This is a genomic window from Rhodococcus sp. AQ5-07 (genome assembly GCF_009707305.1).
In the GTDB taxonomy this organism is placed as follows: Bacteria; Actinomycetota; Actinomycetes; order Mycobacteriales; family Mycobacteriaceae; genus Rhodococcus_F; species Rhodococcus_F erythropolis.
The window spans coordinates 3,105,505-3,121,531 of the sequence record NZ_CP046099.1; the positions used below are offsets into that span (position 1 = coordinate 3,105,505).

Annotated in this window: 13 protein-coding genes; 4 read left to right on the forward strand and 9 right to left on the reverse strand. The window is 63.2% G+C overall.

Annotated elements, in window-relative coordinates:
* Window position 1: 1 nt before the first annotated feature.
* Genes GJB56_RS14190 through GJB56_RS14210 form a run of 5 tightly spaced genes read right to left on the reverse strand, consistent with a single transcriptional unit; the run spans window position 2 to window position 4,971 of the window.
* Entirely contained in the window at window positions 2-1,042 is a 1,041-nt protein-coding gene (locus GJB56_RS14190; protein ID WP_113683207.1) for an ABC transporter substrate-binding protein, read from the reverse strand.
* The gene (locus GJB56_RS14195; protein WP_044479581.1) at window positions 1,039-1,890 is read right to left on the reverse strand and encodes an ABC transporter ATP-binding protein; all 852 of its coding nucleotides are present in this window, start codon (window positions 1,888-1,890) and stop codon (window positions 1,039-1,041) included. The genes GJB56_RS14190 and GJB56_RS14195 overlap by 4 nt, the downstream gene beginning before the upstream one ends.
* 23 nt (window positions 1,891-1,913) lie before the next feature.
* Window positions 1,914-2,963 carry an iron-enterobactin ABC transporter permease gene (gene fepG / locus GJB56_RS14200; protein ID WP_019744683.1) on the reverse strand — a complete coding sequence of 350 codons (1,050 nt, stop codon included), beginning with the start codon at window positions 2,961-2,963 and terminating at the stop codon, window positions 1,914-1,916.
* Window positions 2,960-4,087 (reverse strand): Fe(3+)-siderophore ABC transporter permease, encoded by a 1,128-nt coding sequence (locus GJB56_RS14205; RefSeq protein ID WP_020970315.1) that lies wholly within the window; start codon window positions 4,085-4,087, stop codon window positions 2,960-2,962. The genes fepG and GJB56_RS14205 overlap by 4 nt, the downstream gene beginning before the upstream one ends.
* Window positions 4,084-4,971, reverse strand: a complete 888-nt coding sequence (locus GJB56_RS14210) for a siderophore-interacting protein (RefSeq protein WP_020970316.1) — start codon at window positions 4,969-4,971, stop codon at window positions 4,084-4,086. The genes GJB56_RS14205 and GJB56_RS14210 overlap by 4 nt, the downstream gene beginning before the upstream one ends.
* Window positions 4,972-5,229: 258 nt before the next feature.
* Here GJB56_RS14210 and GJB56_RS14215 point away from each other — a divergent pair, with 258 nt between their 5' ends.
* Together GJB56_RS14215 and GJB56_RS14220 are read left to right on the forward strand one after the other, a co-directional pair.
* Complete coding sequence (locus GJB56_RS14215; protein WP_230091197.1) at window positions 5,230-6,888, forward strand: ABC transporter ATP-binding protein; 1,659 nt, start codon at window positions 5,230-5,232, stop codon at window positions 6,886-6,888.
* Window positions 6,885-8,642: an ABC transporter ATP-binding protein gene (locus GJB56_RS14220; RefSeq protein ID WP_113683208.1), complete on the forward strand. Its 1,758-nt coding sequence runs from the start codon at window positions 6,885-6,887 to the stop codon at window positions 8,640-8,642. Before GJB56_RS14215 ends, GJB56_RS14220 begins: the two co-directional genes overlap by 4 nt.
* A 43-nt stretch (window positions 8,643-8,685) precedes the next feature.
* Here GJB56_RS14220 and GJB56_RS14225 read toward each other — a convergent pair whose 3' ends face one another.
* Window positions 8,686-9,510 carry a helix-turn-helix domain-containing protein gene (locus tag GJB56_RS14225; RefSeq protein WP_003946247.1) on the reverse strand — a complete coding sequence of 275 codons (825 nt, stop codon included), beginning with the start codon at window positions 9,508-9,510 and terminating at the stop codon, window positions 8,686-8,688.
* A 139-nt stretch (window positions 9,511-9,649) separates the two neighbouring features.
* Here GJB56_RS14225 and GJB56_RS14230 point away from each other — a divergent pair, with 139 nt between their 5' ends.
* Complete coding sequence (locus GJB56_RS14230; protein WP_113683209.1) at window positions 9,650-11,140, forward strand: acetyl-CoA acetyltransferase; 1,491 nt, start codon at window positions 9,650-9,652, stop codon at window positions 11,138-11,140.
* A 66-nt stretch (window positions 11,141-11,206) separates the two neighbouring features.
* On the opposite strand, the gene GJB56_RS14235 is transcribed toward GJB56_RS14230, so the two are convergent.
* Entirely contained in the window at window positions 11,207-12,445 is a 1,239-nt protein-coding gene (locus tag GJB56_RS14235) for an HNH endonuclease signature motif containing protein (protein WP_113683210.1), read from the reverse strand.
* 273 nt (window positions 12,446-12,718) lie between these two features.
* Here GJB56_RS14235 and GJB56_RS14240 point away from each other — a divergent pair, with 273 nt between their 5' ends.
* The gene (locus tag GJB56_RS14240; protein WP_019744692.1) at window positions 12,719-13,216 is read left to right on the forward strand and encodes a TetR/AcrR family transcriptional regulator; all 498 of its coding nucleotides are present in this window, start codon (window positions 12,719-12,721) and stop codon (window positions 13,214-13,216) included.
* On the opposite strand, the gene GJB56_RS14245 is transcribed toward GJB56_RS14240, so the two are convergent.
* Both GJB56_RS14245 and GJB56_RS14250 read right to left on the reverse strand, forming a co-directional pair.
* Window positions 13,213-15,021 carry an ABC-F family ATP-binding cassette domain-containing protein gene (locus GJB56_RS14245; protein ID WP_003946255.1) on the reverse strand — a complete coding sequence of 603 codons (1,809 nt, stop codon included), beginning with the start codon at window positions 15,019-15,021 and terminating at the stop codon, window positions 13,213-13,215. The genes GJB56_RS14240 and GJB56_RS14245 overlap by 4 nt on opposite strands.
* Complete coding sequence (locus GJB56_RS14250) at window positions 15,021-15,956, reverse strand: 4-(cytidine 5'-diphospho)-2-C-methyl-D-erythritol kinase (RefSeq protein ID WP_113683211.1); 936 nt, start codon at window positions 15,954-15,956, stop codon at window positions 15,021-15,023. Before GJB56_RS14250 ends, GJB56_RS14245 begins: the two co-directional genes overlap by 1 nt.
* Between the last annotated feature and the right edge of the window lie 71 nt (window positions 15,957-16,027).

The window sequence follows — 16,027 nt, forward strand, 5'->3', positions numbered from 1 at the left end:
ATTACTGCCCAGCAGTGATTCGCCCGGCCGCTTCCTCGAGAACGTCGAGGAAGATGGCCGCGGTGAGCGCAAATCCTTGGTTGTATCGCGCGTCGCTGGTCAACACGTTGCCCGCTTGAACTGCAGGCAACCGCTGCCACGTCGGCTGCGACTTGATCGCGTCGAGCGCTTCCTGATCGCGAGCTTGGGCGATGATCACATCCGCCGGAGCCAAGGTGTCGAGTTGCTCGAACGACAACTCGAACGAGTTCTCTGCATTGTCGTCGTCACGGAAAAGCACGTCCAGGCCGGCATCGATTGCAACACTGATCCGCAGATTCCGCTGATGCACAAGGAATCCGGTCGGCGTCTGAACACCCAACACGATCTTCTTTCCGCCCAGCTTCTCCTGCAACATGGGTCGCAGTCTCGCGAGCTTGTCGTCGTACTCCGCGATGGAAGCCTCGGCGATTGCCACACGGGCGAGTTGGCTCGCCTGCGCCATCAGCGCACCTCGCCAGTCGACCGGGTGTCCGGCGATCGGTTCGACGTCGTCGCCGACCACCAACAGTGGCGCGATCGAAGACAAGCGCTCGGTGCCGTACCAGTCACTCGTGTAACCGATCGCAGTGATCACGATCAGATCGGGTTCGAGAGCGAGCAGAGCCTCGAAATTGGTGGAGAAATCGCCGGCTACGTTGACGAAGCTCGCGTCCTCGATGGTGCGGCCGGGAAACTGGAATCCTGCCTTGGCATCGGGGAACCAGAAGTTCCCCGAACCGACGATCGGGTAGTCCATCATCATCGCGAATTCGAGGTCGACGCGTCCGTCCAGCACCACAACGCGCTTGGGGTCGCGCGGAACGTCGCCGCTGAACTCGCCCCACGTGTACGGGAGAGTGTCACTGGCCGAGTCCGACTCGGCATCGGAAGTTCCACACGCACTCAGCGCCAGTGCTGCAGCCACACCGGCTGCGCCACCGAAGAATCGGCGCCGTGAAATGCGGTCGACGATCTGAGCCCACTCCGAATCGGTGACCTGCGTATCCAGGACGAGTGTCATACCTTTGCTCCTTCGATGTTTCGCTGACGCTCGCGTCCCAGCGGAATGACAAGTGGTGTGTGGGAAACCGGATCGTCGATGATGCGGCACGCCATGCCGAACACCTCCTGCACCAGTTCTTCGGTGATGATCTCCGCGGGCGGGCCTTCGGCGACCACGGCGCCGTCCTTCATCGCGATGATGTGAGTTCCGTAGCGGCACGCGTGATTGAGATCGTGAAGCACAGCCACCAGCGTGTGCCCGTCGTTCTCGTTCAGATCGCGGCACAACTCCAGAAGCTCGATCTGATGCGCGATGTCGAGGAACGTCGTCGGCTCGTCCAGCAGCACCAACGGAGTCTGCTGCGCGAGAACCATCGCGACCCAGACACGTTGGCGCTGACCACCGGACAGTTCGTCGACCGGCCTTGCCGACAGATCCGTGACCTTGGTTGCCTCCATCGCCTTGATGACGGCGGCCTCGTCCTCTCGCGACCACTGACGGATCAGCTTCTGATGCGGATAACGTCCTCGCGCAACCAGATCGGCGACCTTGATACCGTCCGGGGCGATCGACGTCTGCGGCAGAAGCCCGAGCCGCCTCGCAACTTCCTTGGCCGGGTACGACGTGATCGCTTTGCCGTCGAGAAGAACCTTGCCGGTGGTCGGCTTGAGCAACCGGGACAACGCACGCAGAAGTGTCGACTTGCCGCAGGCGTTGGGACCGACGATGACGGTGAAGCCACCGTCGGGGATCTCGACATCGAGGTGCTCCGAGATGACGCGCTTGTCGTACCCGATCGTGACGTCCTCGGCGCGAAGCCGATTCGTCTTCTCAGCCACGACGCCCGCCGCACTTGCCTCGTTCACGCTGTTCCTCGTTCCTTCACCGATCACTGCTTACGGGCCTCTCGCGCGAGAAGCCATACAAAATAGATGCCACCGATGGAGACGGTGACGACGCCGACCGGCAACTGTGTCGGTGCAAAAGCTCGCTGCGCCACCCAGTCGCTGACCATCAACAACGCGCCACCCATTGCTGCCGACGGCAGCAGGGTCACTCCGGCACTACCGGTCAATCGCCTCACCAATTGCGGAGCCGCCAGCGAGACGAACCCGATCGGTCCGGCCGCTGCTGTCACCATGGCCGTCAGAGCGACACCCAGAACAACCAGGGAAAGCCGCGTGGGTTCGGCCCGGACGCCGAGCGCCTTGGCGGCGTCGTCGCCCATCTCGAGCATCTGCATCCGCCTGCCCAACACCAGGATCAGCGGAACGAGGATGGCCAGCACGACGACCACCGGCCACACCTGAGTCCAGCCGAGACCGTTCAACGAACCGGCACCCCACACTGCCGCGGCCATGGCGTCGTCAAGCTTCGCCTTGAGAATCATCCAGGTGTTGACCGAGCCCAACATCGCACTGATGGCGATACCGACGATGATCAACCGGAATCCCTGCACACCACGCTTGTACGCAAGGAGGTAAACAACTGCTGCGGTCGCGATTCCGCCCACCAGAGCACCGACTGCGATCTCGTAGTAAGTACCACCGATGAGGAGGATGACCACAAGAGCGCCCGTGTACGCACCGGAGTTGAAGCCGATGATGTCCGGGCTACCCAACGGGTTCCTGGTGAGCGACTGGAAGATTGCACCACTCATGCCGAGTGCCGCACCGAGCATCAGCGCCAACAGAACTCGGGGCAGACGCCATTCCACGACGACCATGTGGATACGCGCGGGCGCTTCGCCGAACAGTGCGCCGAGAACGTCCCCGATCGGCACCTGGTAGTCACCACTACCGAGGGCGATGACGCCGATCGCCAGTGCAAGCGCAACGAGGATGAGACAGACCGTGACCGTGCGGACGTCGATCCGCGCGGACCAGCCTTCTTTGGGTGAGCGCACCACCGTGGTGGGGCGCCCGAAATCGATGCTCACAGACCGCTCACCTTGCTTCGACGCACCAGCATGATCAGCACCGGAGCTCCGATGAATGCCGTGACGATGCCGACCTGAAGTTCACCCGGGCGCAGCACGATTCGGCCGACGACGTCGGAGAAGAGAAGCAGAATCGGCGAGCACACCAACGTGTACGGGAGAATCCATCGCTGATCCGGTCCGACGAACCATCTCGCGACGTGCGGAACCATCAGACCGACGAATCCGATCGGGCCGGCCGCAGCTGTCGCTGCGCCACACAGCAAGGTCACCGCGATGACACCGAGGATACGAGTGCGAGTGATGTTGGCACCGAGCGAACGTGCCAGATCGTCACCCAAGGCCACGGCGTTGAGTTGGCGCGCCAACGCGAGCGCCAGGAATAGCCCGATGAGGATGAAGGGCGCAACAGCCAGAACGATTTCCAGGGAACGTCCGCTGAGTGAGCCGGCATTCCACTGGCGCATCTGGTCGAAGGCGGTCGGGTTGAGCAAGGTGATGCCGGACGAGATGCCGCCGAGCACGGAGCCGATGGCAACACCGGCCAGCGTCAGCCGAATGGGCGTCGCACCACCTCGGCCGATCGAGCCCAGCGTGTAGACGATCGCCGTGGCTATCACCGCTCCGAGGAACGCGAACCAGATGTACGACCAGATGCTGGTCAGGCCGAAGACCGCGACGGCAACAACCATCGCAAAGCCTGCGCCGGCATTGACACCGAGAATTCCGGGGTCAGCCAAGGGATTTCGTGTCATCGCCTGGATGAGGCCACCGGCCACGCCGAGCGCCATGCCGACTATCAGACCGAGCAGAGTACGCGGCAGCCGCAGGTCACGGATGATCACGTGATCGTTCGAGTCGTCGTAGTTCACCAGCGCGTCGATCACGGTCCCGAACGGAATGGTCTTCGATCCCACCGCGATACTCAGAAGGAGCACGGCGGCGAGCACCACCAGGCACACCAGAAGACCCGCCATACGACGAGAGTTGGTCGATACCAGGCCGTCCGGTTGCTTTTGCTTCTCTTGCAGCGACTCGTCGATCAGTTCTTCGGTGTGTTTGTCGACGGCTCTCTCGTCAGCCGCACTCTGGTCGACGGCACTCTTGTCTAATCCAACGGTCACAAGCCGGCGCTCTCTAGAGTCTTCTCGACCTCGTCGCGGATCTCTTCCTCGTCGCGGTCCGATTCCCAGGCCGCATCGAGTGCCGCGCGGACACTCTCGTCGAGGGCCTCGTACTTCGCGTTCCAGACCTCGGCCTTGTACGTCCAGTAGCCGATGACCTTGTACTGCTCACCCGGCAACTTCAGTTCGTGGCGAAGGTACTTGCGGATGTCACGGAGCATCGTGCTCTCGCCTGCAACCCACACGTATCCGAGTTCGGTGGGCAGGTTCATCGCGCGAACCGCGTCCGGCAGCTTCGACGGTGCAACACCGTTGCCACTGCCGACCAGCCAGATGAACTCGACGTCGGCGTCCGAGGTGATCTGCTGCTTGTGCGACTCGTCCACCACCTCGACGATCGCCTTGGCCGACATACCGGCCGGCAACTGTTCGATCAAACGACCGAGTGCGGGGAGTCCGGTTGCGTCGGCGACGAACACCTGCCAGCGTGCGTCGGCCGGCGGCTCGTAGAGGCCACGAGACTCGCCGATCGCCAACTTGTCACCGATCTCGGCTTTCTGCGCCCAGTCGCTGGCGATTCCGCCCTCGTGAACGACGAAGTCGATTGTCATTCGGCTGGTTTCGGCATCGAACCGTCGCACGGTGTACGGCTGGCACGGGGATGGTTCCTCGCCCTCCGGGTACCGCCAACCGCGCGGTGCGTCCGGATCTTCCGCCGGTAGAACGAACTCGCCTGTAGCCGGGACCGGGAAGTGGAGGCGCAGGTATTCGTCACCGGTACCGGTGGTTTCGAAGGCGGTCAGCTCCTCCCCTCCGAACACGATACGAACCATTCCCGGGGTCACGTACTCCTTGTGAAGTACCTCGCCGAACACAAGACTCACAACAATCTCCAACATCGATGGAACATGAACCGGACCCGAACACGAGGATCAAATCCGACTTCCGGACATAGTTAACCCGCGCTAAGTAAGGTAGACCTTAATTTATTGCAGTGTTGTCGATGAGTCGATGCCTTCTCAGCTGCAACGGGGCCAACTACTATCGCAATTCGGCCAACGCAATACATATGGCCTGTTCACGACAAGTATTGGCACCGGTGTGACTTCTGACTACCGCCCACGATCCCTAGCGTGGACCCAGTGCCTTCGACACCACTTCTTTCGGCCGAGACAAACGGTCCCCCAACCGGCCCGGCGATCACGCCGCGCCAGGTAATCACTCGCGCGATCGCTTCCGAAGGTCGCGGAGCCAAGCTGGCGGCGGCGTCCGTCGGCTTCACCGGCCACCAGGTCGCGGAAGCGTTGGTGCCGGTAGTGATCGGTGCGGTGATCGACCGTGCTGTCGCGACCAGCGATGCCGCCGCACTCGGAAAGTGGATCCTCGTTCTCGGAATTCTCTTCACCGGCTTGTTGCTCAGTTGGCGCTTCGCTGCACGCATCTCCGATTCCGTCACCGAGCACGGTGCACATCGCTTGCGGATGGACATCGCGCGCCGAGGCCTCGATCCGCACGGCATGTCGCCGCGGCGCATGCCTGGCGAGGTCTACTCGATTGCAACATCCGACGCGGGTTCGGTGGCCGGATTCACCCACACGCTGAGCACAAAACTTGCGGCCGCCTGCGGAGTGCTGACCGCCGCGATCTCGCTGCTGGTGATTTCGGTGCCACTCGGCCTGCTCGTCATCCTCGGCACTCCCCCGGTGCTGGCTCTCATGCAGTTGGTCAGTCGGCCGCTCGAACGCCGAGCCGAAACCGATCAATGGCAGGGCGCCAAGGCCGGTGCCCTGGCCGCAGATCTGCTCTCCGGACTCCGAATCCTCTCCGGCATCGGCGCCGGAGATGCTGCAGCGCAGCGGTATCGGGGAGCCAGCCGGACTTCGTTGGAAGCAACCCTTCGCGCACAGAGATACCAAGCGATGTACTCCGCCGCCAATGTTGCGATCGCCGGCGCTTTCCTCGCTGTCATCGCGTACGTGGGTGGACGGATGGCAGCGTCCGGGAGCATCTCGGTCGGTGAATTCGTTGCCGTGGTTGGTCTGGCACAGTTCCTTCGCGGTCCGTTGATCGACATCATCTACTTCGGCGCCGGCCTGGCACGGGCGCGTGCTTCCGCCAACCGCGTCGCAGCACTTCTCGGGACCACCGAGGCTGTGACTCCCGCGGGTGAACCTGTGCCCCTGAATCACTCCGAGTTCCTGACGCTGCGCGACGTCGTGTTGGCCGGAGCGTCACCAGTCGATCTCGACGTCAAACGCGGCGAGATCATCGGCATCGTCACCGAGAATGCCGCATGGGCGGATGCGTTGGTCGACGCACTGGCGCGTCGAATCGAGCCTTCGAGCGGAACAATTCATCTCGGCGACAACGCCATTCACGAGCTGCACATCGACGAACTTCGCACTCACGTTCTGGCAGCACCGCACGACGCGGCACTGTTCATCGGCACAGTCGGCGACAACATCGACGCCCTCGCACCGATCGGTCGCCGCAACGACGAGGCCATCGCCGCTGCCGCCGCAGATCAAGTGATCTCGGCGCTGCCGCTCGGCCTCGCCACCCGAGTCACCGAGCAAGGGAATTCTTTGTCCGGCGGACAGCGTCAGCGCATCGCGTTGGCGAGGGCACTGGCGAGCGAAGCGCCCGTCCTGGTGCTGCACGATCCCACCACTGCCGTCGACTCCGTCACCGAAGCGCGCATTGCTCGCGGGATCGCCGAGGTACGCGGGGCGCACGCCACAATACTCCTGACCAGCAGCCCCGTGCTGCTCGATATCTGCGATCGGGTGATCGAGCTGTGAACGAACTACTCCCCACCGCAACACCGAAACAAGCTCGCCGCGCGGCACTTCGGTTGATGGGACCCCACCGGATTTCCGCGATCGCAGCAGTCGTCACCCTGACCGCCGCGACCGCGATCGGTCTGCTCACACCGCTGGTCCTCGGCGCCATGGTCGACGCCGTGACCGACGGAGACGGCGACGCTGTCTCTCGCATCGGCACACTGACTCTCGCGGTGGTCGGCATCGCGGTTGCCTCATCCCTTCTCGTCGGAGTGAGCAACTACCTGCTTGCCGGTGTCGGTGAACGTGTTGTCGCCGACCTGCGCGAAGAAGTTGTCGTCCGGGTTCTCGATCTTCCCCAGAGCGACGTCGAACGCGCCGGGCGCGGAGACCTGGTCTCCCGCATCACCGGCGACGTGCGGTTGGTGACTCGGGCCGTATCCGAAGCACTTCCGGTTTTTGCCACCGCGGCACTGACCATCGTGTTGACGCTGATCGGATTGGGTAGCCTCGATTGGAGATTCGCCGTCGCCGCGGTGATCGCGGCACCCATCCAGATCCAAGCACTGCGCTGGTACCTCTCGAGGTCGGCACCGGTCTATCGCGAGGAGCGAGAGGCGGAAGGTGCACGTGCGCAACAGCTCCTGGACTCGCTGAGCAACTCCGACACCGTCGGATCGCTTCGCCTGGCCCAGCCGCATCTCGAACAGATCGAATCTCGATCGATGGCCGCCGTCCGCCTGAGCTTGTTGACCACGCGTCTACGCACCAGATTCTTCGGCCGGCTCAACATCGCGGAGTACATCGGCCTGTCCGCTGTGCTGATCACAGGCTTCTGGCTGGTGAAAGACGGTCAGATCAGCATCGGCGCCGCCACCGCCGCCGCCCTGTTCTTCCACCGCCTCTTCGATCCGGTGGGCGCAGTTCTCAGCGTGTTCGACGAATTGCAGGAAGGCACAATCGCGTTGGCTCGCCTGGTCGGAGTCACCCTTGCGCCCGTGCCATCCGCACCGACCGATCCGCAGGAACCTGTCGACAGCTCGGCGTCTTTGGAACGCGTCACATTCTCGTACCGAAGCGGCGACGCTCCTGTTCTGCGAGACATCCACATCACCCTTCCGGCAGGAACCGTCACGGCACTCGTCGGCGCTACCGGAGCCGGAAAATCGACAGTCGCAAAACTGGTCGCGGGGACCTACGAACCGACCGAAGGCGTCGTGAAGATCGGGACGGTGCCCCGGAACGAACTGCCACCGTCGACCTCTCGGAGCGCGGTGGCCCTCGTGACTCAGGAGGTCCACGTCTTTGCCGGCACGTTGGCCGAGGATCTGCGGCTGGCCGACCCGTCGGCAACCGACAGCGACATCATCGCAGCGCTCGAAACCGTCGGCGCCTCCGATTGGCTGCGGGCACTCCCGGACGGACTCGAAACCGTGGTCGGAGACGGTGGACACCGGCTGACCGCAACACAGGCCCAACAACTTGCGTTGGCAAGAATCGAATTACTGGATCCGCCGCTGCTGATTCTCGACGAGGCGACCGCCGAAGCGGGCAGCGCCGGAGCCAAGGTCCTCGACGATGCCGCTCTGGCTCTGACCCGGGGTCGCACTGCTGTCACAGTGGCACACCGACTCTCACAGGCCGTCGACGCAGATCAGATCCTGGTGATGGACGACGGCCGCGTCGTCGAGCACGGCTCTCACGACGAGTTGGTCAACCTCGGGGGTCGGTACGCGGAACTGTGGGAAGCGTGGTCCGCGCCGCGGCGTTGACCGCGACAGTTGCACCGGGCACTTCCGCCCGGTGCAACCCAACTCAAGCGTGCAGGAGATACGGCACCGATTCGGGAGCCACGCTCCCCTTGTTCATCATGCTGCCGGGTGTCCGGCCGGTGACCCGGCGGAACACTGCGACAAAAGCACTCGGAGTTTCGTATCCGACCCGCCTACTGACAACCGAAACCGGCACGCCAGCAGCCAGGTACGTCAGTGCTGCGCGGACTCGAACCTGAATTCGCCACTGCGCAAAAGTCATTCCCGTGCCCTGAGCGAACACACGCGTCAGCGTACGGACGCTACCGCCAGCCGTCAGCGCCCATTCGGACAGCGACCGCTGGTCTGCCGGATTGGCGACCAATGCTTCGGCAACGAACAGCGCTCGCGGATCGGTCGGCATCGGAACCTCCACCGCAGCAACTTCGAGCGGCTGCAACATGTCGAAGGCCACCCGCTCGGCGCGACTGCGCGCCTCGTCGGGCATGTTCCGCCGATGCATGTGCAGGAGTACCTCACGCAGCAGAGCGCTGACACCGAACAAGCCCGGAACACCCGACGGCGCGGCGTGCGCCTCAGGCCGGAAGTACGTGCAGAAGAACTCGGTACCTGGGCCCGCCTTCACGGCATGCAACGCCCCGGCAGGCAGCCACAGTCCGGCCGAAGGCGGCACCTCCCAGGTGATGCCGTCAGCGACAACCGTGAGCATTCCACCGGAGTTTCCCCAGATCAGCTCATGTTCAGGATGACGATGCGGGGCCCACTGCCGCTGATGAGAGAGCTTCAGAGTCACCGTTGTCATCGAGTAGGGGTGATCGATGGAACGCGGCCCCACGGGCACCGAAATTCTCTCTGCCACAGCTGTCATGAAGACGAGTATAGGACTTTCGTTAGGCATACCTAAATAGGAACCCGAAAATTGTTCACTGTGACCCCAGAGTTACACATACCAGGGTCCCCGATATCGTGACTGCAACTCCCGGCTACGGGTCGGCAACGAGAGGTACATGATGGTTGACGCATCACGAATCCCGGTCATCGTCGGCGTCGGCGATCTGCGCTGGAATCCTGCCGACGGGCACCGCGAACCTCTTGACTTGATTCACGACGCCACCGTCGCCGCATTGAACGACAGTGGACGCGCTGAGCTGGGAACACAGATCGATTCCGTGTTCGCGATCAAGACGGTCAGCTGGTCGTACGACGATCTCCCCGGGCTGCTTGCCTCACGATTAGGCGCGACTCCCACTGTCACCTCTACCTCGCCGATCGGTGGCCACTGGCCGGCGGCACTCCTCGATCGGATCGGCGCGGCCATCGCTCGCGGTGAATCCTCGGCTGCTCTGCTCGTGGGCGGCGAATCGCACGCCAGCAGCACCGCGCTGCGAAAGTCCGGAGTCGCTCCCGACTCGATCGGGTGGACCGCTGCGCCCGGTGGGCCTCCCGGATTCGATCCGGCCGACCTGGGAAGCCCTGAAATGCAGCGCGCCGGTTTCATCGTGCCGACGCGCGTCTACCCGCTCTTCGAGAACTGTTTCAGTGCTGCCGACGGCCACGGCGCCCGCGAATCGCTCGCCTGGTCCGCGAAGATGTACGCCGCCTTCTCGGAACTGGCATCGAAGAATCCCGCCTCCTGGACGTCGGAGATCCGATCGGCAGACGAGATCGGTACCGTCGGACCTGGCAATCGGATGGTCTCCGAGCCGTACCCACTGATGCTCAACGCCATGCCCTTCGTCAATCAGGCTGCGGCCGTTGTCGTCTGCTCGTTGTCGACGGCCCGCGAGTTCGGGATCGATGAAAGCAAACTGGTGTACCTCTGGGGCGGCGCTGGTGCGAGTGACCCGTTGGACATCCTCAGCCGCAACAGCTTCGACAGCTCGGCCGCGATGCATGACGCCGTACATCGCACACTCGATGGTGCCGGAGTCGGCGCCGACGCACTCGACATCGTCGATGCCTACAGCTGCTTCCCGATCGTGCCCAAGCTGTTGATCCGCGAACTCGGACTTCCCGATACCGCGATCCCAAGCGTCACCGGAGGTCACTCGTTCTTCGGCGGACCGCTCAACAGCTACACCCTGCATTCCGTCGCTGAAGTCACCAGGCGAATTCGCGACGGCGCGAACCTTGCCCTCGTCCACGCCAACGGTGGATTCCTCACATACCAGCACTGCGTACTGCTGTCGGCCGCCGCTCATGCCGACGGGTACGTCGGTGACCCCGACGCACGTGCCTTGACCGCGGAAGCTCCGGAACTGATCACCGATTACCAGGGCACTGCGGAAATCGTCACTGCCTCTGTCGAATACGGTCGCACTGGCGAACCTGAGATCGGGTTCGTGATTGCAACAACGCCGGACGGCGGCCGTGTCGCCGGTCACACCGGTCCCGAGAATGCCGCCGAACTGACCCAGCTTCGCGGTGACAACCCGGCGGCGATCGGGCGGACCGTTCATATCAGCGACGAGAACGGGAAGCTCACGCTCACGTTCTGACGGTCGACAGCCGTGAGCACCGGGGCATGTTTGTGCCCCGGCGCTCACGTCTTCAGTTGTCGCGATTCACGCCGCGGTGGGCGGACTGTTCCCGCCGATCGGATGCTGGTGCGGATCAACCGACATCGGTGGGTAGAACACCGTCTTCCGATCCGGGCCGATCTCCACCCGCCACTCCGTGTGGTGCAGCGTCCGATGATGATGACCGCACAACAAGATCAGATTGTCGAGATCTGTTGGGCCACCATCGTTCCAGTGAACAATATGATGGGCATCGCACCACCCCGACGGCGTCCCGCACCCCGGAAACGCGCACCCGCCATCACGCACCGCAAGAGCCCGTCGCTGCGGAACCGTCGCCGTTCGCACTTCCTTACCGCAGTCGAGCGGAACACCATTCTCATCCAACAAGATTCGGGTGACGGTGCAGTCGCAGGCGAGCATCCGGGCGGTGTCGATACTGATCGGGCCCACCCAGTCCGTCCACGCGAACCCCAACTCCTCGGTGGACGGCAACAGGTCTTTCAGAACTTTAAGGTCCGTCATGTCTTTCGCGGACGCGGTCACCGTGATGTGCGGTTTCACGCCGCCCTCGATCGGACCCAACCCCGCCCGCTCATACCGGCGCAACAATTCACAAAACCCGTCCGCACGCCGTAATGCCGGAGTACGCGTGTCCTTGACACCGTCCTTCTCCGGCGTCGGCGCCGACAAACTCGACAACAACGTGATCAGACGGGCCCCGTTCACAGCATCCAAGTCGCCCTTCACCGTCACTCTGCCGTACAGGCCTTTAGAGGCGTAGAACTCGTTACGTTCGGAATCCTCGCCGACCGGGACGCCATCCTCGCGTTTTCCGTACTGCTTCTCGATCCTCCGGATCGCTGCCCGCACCGCATCACAATCCGCAATGTTCTTCGATGCCAGATCAAGCAGAATCCCGCGGGCCTTGTCCACGTCCGCCAGGGTCATGTTCTTCGGCGGATGCTGACAAAACGACGCCACCTGACGCGCCTTCAACGCATCCACATCACCACGGTGAAACGCATCGCCCACAACAGGTTCGAGCATCAACAACCGCGCCAACCCGACCAGCAGACTGCACTCACCGATCTCCAAATTCGTCGAACCATGCAACCACTGTGCGATCGCCCGAAAACCCTTCCCGCCGAGAACCTCACGGGAAAACATCTCCACGATCAGCAACACCATCCGCGACTGCAACTCGTGCCGGACACGCACCAGATCCAGAACCTCACACTTGAGGCCCTCACCATCCAGCTGCCACGCATCCCGACTATCCATACCGAAATCTTAATCGAACATACTTTCGATATCCAGAGACAAAGCGGACAACTTCAGGAACATGAAGACTCGAGACCTGTTGAAGTACATCAACATTCACCTAGTCGTCCAATATCACGCGATAGAAGACATACCCCGCAAAACACACAATCGCAACAACACACAGCACGAGCAGGATGTCGAAAAAGACGACCATGCTTCACCCCCAGTGAGTTCAACCCAGTTCAAGAACTTCTCCACGCGGAGAAGAACGTATCACGGTATCTTCTCTGCGTGGAGAAATCGACGCGAGAAGCACTTCTGGACGCCGGGCTCGACCTGCTGGGCCGGGTTGGGTTTCGAGCCTGGTCGATGAGAGGCGTCGAAGACGAGGCAGGCGTGCCACACGGCAGCGCACGGCACTACTTCGCAAATCAACGTGGACTGATAGTCGAGGTGGTGCGACACCTTCTGGACGGCGATCTTCCTCGCCCAGGCGAGACGCCGAAGCAACAAGTGGCCCGGTGGCTGGGGCCTGAATCCGGCCGCACCCGGGCGCGTTACGAACTGATCATCGCGTCATTCCACGATCCCGACCTCGCAGTGGAACTGGTGCGTGGTCGGGATCGGTTTGTCGACATCTTGGTCGAACGCGGCATGACATCGTCCGATGCAACGGAGTTGGTCGCAGCACTGGACGGGATCGTTCTGGACGCGCTGCTACGCGAGCAAGCACCGGAGAGCGTGGATCCAGAGCGAATCTTCAAGAAATTCGGAGCGAAGTTCCCCTAGCCGTCCAGCTCGGCGAACAGCTCCATCCACTGCTCCTCGGCGGCTTCCTTGTCCGCGATGACCTGCTTGAGTTCAGCCCCGAGCTTCTGCAGCTTGTCCGGGTCGGTGGCTGCGTCGGCGAGGGAAGCGTGCAGCTTCTTCTCGCGGTCGTCGAACTTCGCAATGGACCGCTCGAGCTTCGAAAGTTCCTTGCGTGCAGCGCGATCCGCGGCACCGTCGCGGACCTGCTTGCTCTTCGACGCACCACTCGCGGTCGAGGCCACTGACGGGTTGTCGCCATCCCCCATCGCTGCGCGTCGACGCAGGTAGTCCTCGATACCACCCGGCAGGTTGGTGAGCTTGCGATCACCGAAGAGAGCCCAGGTGGTGTCACAGATGCGCTCGATCAGGTACCGGTCGTGCGAGATGACCACCATGGTGCCCGCCCAGCCGTCGAGCAGATCCTCGAGTTGCTGAAGCGTGTCGATGTCGAGATCGTTGGTGGGCTCGTCGAGAAGCAGAACGTTGGGCTCGGCCATGAGAACACGCGTCAACTGCAGACGGCGGCGCTCACCACCGGACAGATCACCGACGGGGGTGCGCTGACGCGCCGGTGTGAAGCCCAGCCGCTCAGCCAGCTGACCGGCTGACACTTCCTTGTCCCCCAGCGTGATTCGCTCGGCTACGTCCTTGACCGCGTCGAGTACACGCATGTCGGTCGGCAGATCGTCGAGTTCCTGCTTGAGCCAACCGATGTGGACGGTCTGCCCCTGAATGCGCTTGCCTGCTGCGGGCTCGAGTTCACCGGCCAGCGTCCGCAGCAGAGTCGTCTTGCCCGAGCCGTTGACACCGACCAGGCCTACACGCTCCCCCGGAGCGAGCCGCCAGGTCAGATCCTCGACGAGTACGCGGCCGTCCGGGGTCTCCAGACGCGCGTCTTCGAGTTCGATGACAACCTTGCCGAGTCGACGCTGGGCGAAGGACGCAAGTGCCACCGCGTCACGAGGTGCCGGAACGTCGGCGATCAAGGCCTCCGCGGCCTCGATGCGGTACTTCGGCTTCGATGTACGGGCCGGCGCACCGCGGCGAAGCCATGCGAGTTCCTTGCGCGCAAGGTTGCGTCGACGCTCTTCGGAAGCGTCGGCCTGACGCGAACGCTCGGCGCGGGCGAACACCCAGTCGTTGTAGCCACCCTCGTAGCTTTCGACGCCGCCACCGACAACCTCCCAGGTGCGGGTGGCGACGGTGTCGAGGAACCAGCGATCGTGGGTCACGACGACAAGCGCGCTGCGACGCGAGACGAGGTGCTCGGCCAACCACTGAACACCTTCGACGTCTAGGTGGTTGGTCGGCTCGTCGAGCACCAGCAGATCGAGGTCCTGAACCAGAGCCGCAGCGAGAGCCACGCGGCGACGCTCACCGCCGGACAAGCCGTCGACCTTGGCGTCCAATGCGGACCGCTCGCCGCCGGCGCCCAAGTTGTCGATGCCGATACCCGAGAGCACCGAACGAATGCGCGCGTCGCCGGCCCACTCGTGCTGAGCCACTCCGAGCGGCCCCAGGACCACTTCACCGACCGTGGAGCCGGGAGGCAACACACCGCGCTGCGTCACGACGGCCATGCGCAATCCGCCGACGCGGCTCACGCGTCCCGAATCCGGCTGCTCCACACCCGCGAGGACTTCGAGCATGGTCGTCTTGCCGCCACCGTTGAGGCCGACGACACCGATGCGCTCGCCTTCCTCCACGCCCAGGGAGACCCCGTCGAGCAACGGCTTGACGCCGAAAGACTTCGACACGTTTTCCAGATTGATCAGATTCGCCATCAGTGCTGTCCCTTTGCCGCATTGTCGAGTATTCGTGCTCCGGGAACGGGTCCGCTCGCCACGCGAACGGTGCGGCACACCCCCGCTCCCGCAAGTTCTGCGCTCACTTCCACCGCGGACTGTGCGTCGGCGCAGAGAAAGGCGCACGTCGGTCCGGAGCCGGAGACGATGCCGGCCAAAGCTCCGGCTTCGACACCCGCTCGCAGCGTCCGTCGTAGATCCGGGTTGAGTGAGAGTGCTGCCGCCTGCAGATCGTTTCCGAGCAGCGGGGCGAGCACATGAGGGTCACCGGTGGTGAGCGCGTGAATCAACTCGTCAGCGTTACCCAATCGATTCGGTGTGCCTTCGGCGCGAAGCTTGTCGAGTTCCCGGAAGACAACCGGCGTGCTCAAGCCTCCCTTGGCCAGCGCCAACACCCAGTGAAAGGTGCGGCGCGTCAAGACGGGGACAAGTTGTTCACCGCGACCGGTCCCGAGGGCAGTGCCACCGTGCAGCGAGAACGGAACGTCACTCCCGAGACGTGCCGCGAAGGCGTCGAGATCAGGCCGCGAGAAGTCGAGTTTCCACAACGAATTGAGCGCAACCAACGCGGCTGCCGCGTCGGCGCTCCCGCCGGCCATACCGCCTGCGACGGGAATGCCTTTCTCGATGACGATCTCGACATTCGGGGCCACGCCACCCTCGGCCGCCAGCATCTCGGCGGCACGCCACACGAGATTGGTGCGATCGGTCGGTACGGCCGCGGCGTCGTCGCCGATCACCCGCACGGTCAAGGTGTCCGCAGGCGCCACCGTGACGGTGTCTGCCAGCGACAATGCCTGAAAAACGGTCGTCAGTTCGTGATAGCCGTCGTCTCGCAGGTCCCCGACGGCAAGGTGGAGATTCACCTTGGACGGGGCCCGGACAACTACGGGGCGAGGAACGACAGAGAGCACAAGGAACAACAATAGGCGCTGCGAACACCTGGGCGAAAACCTGCGACCGCCGCACCCCATCCGACAGCAAG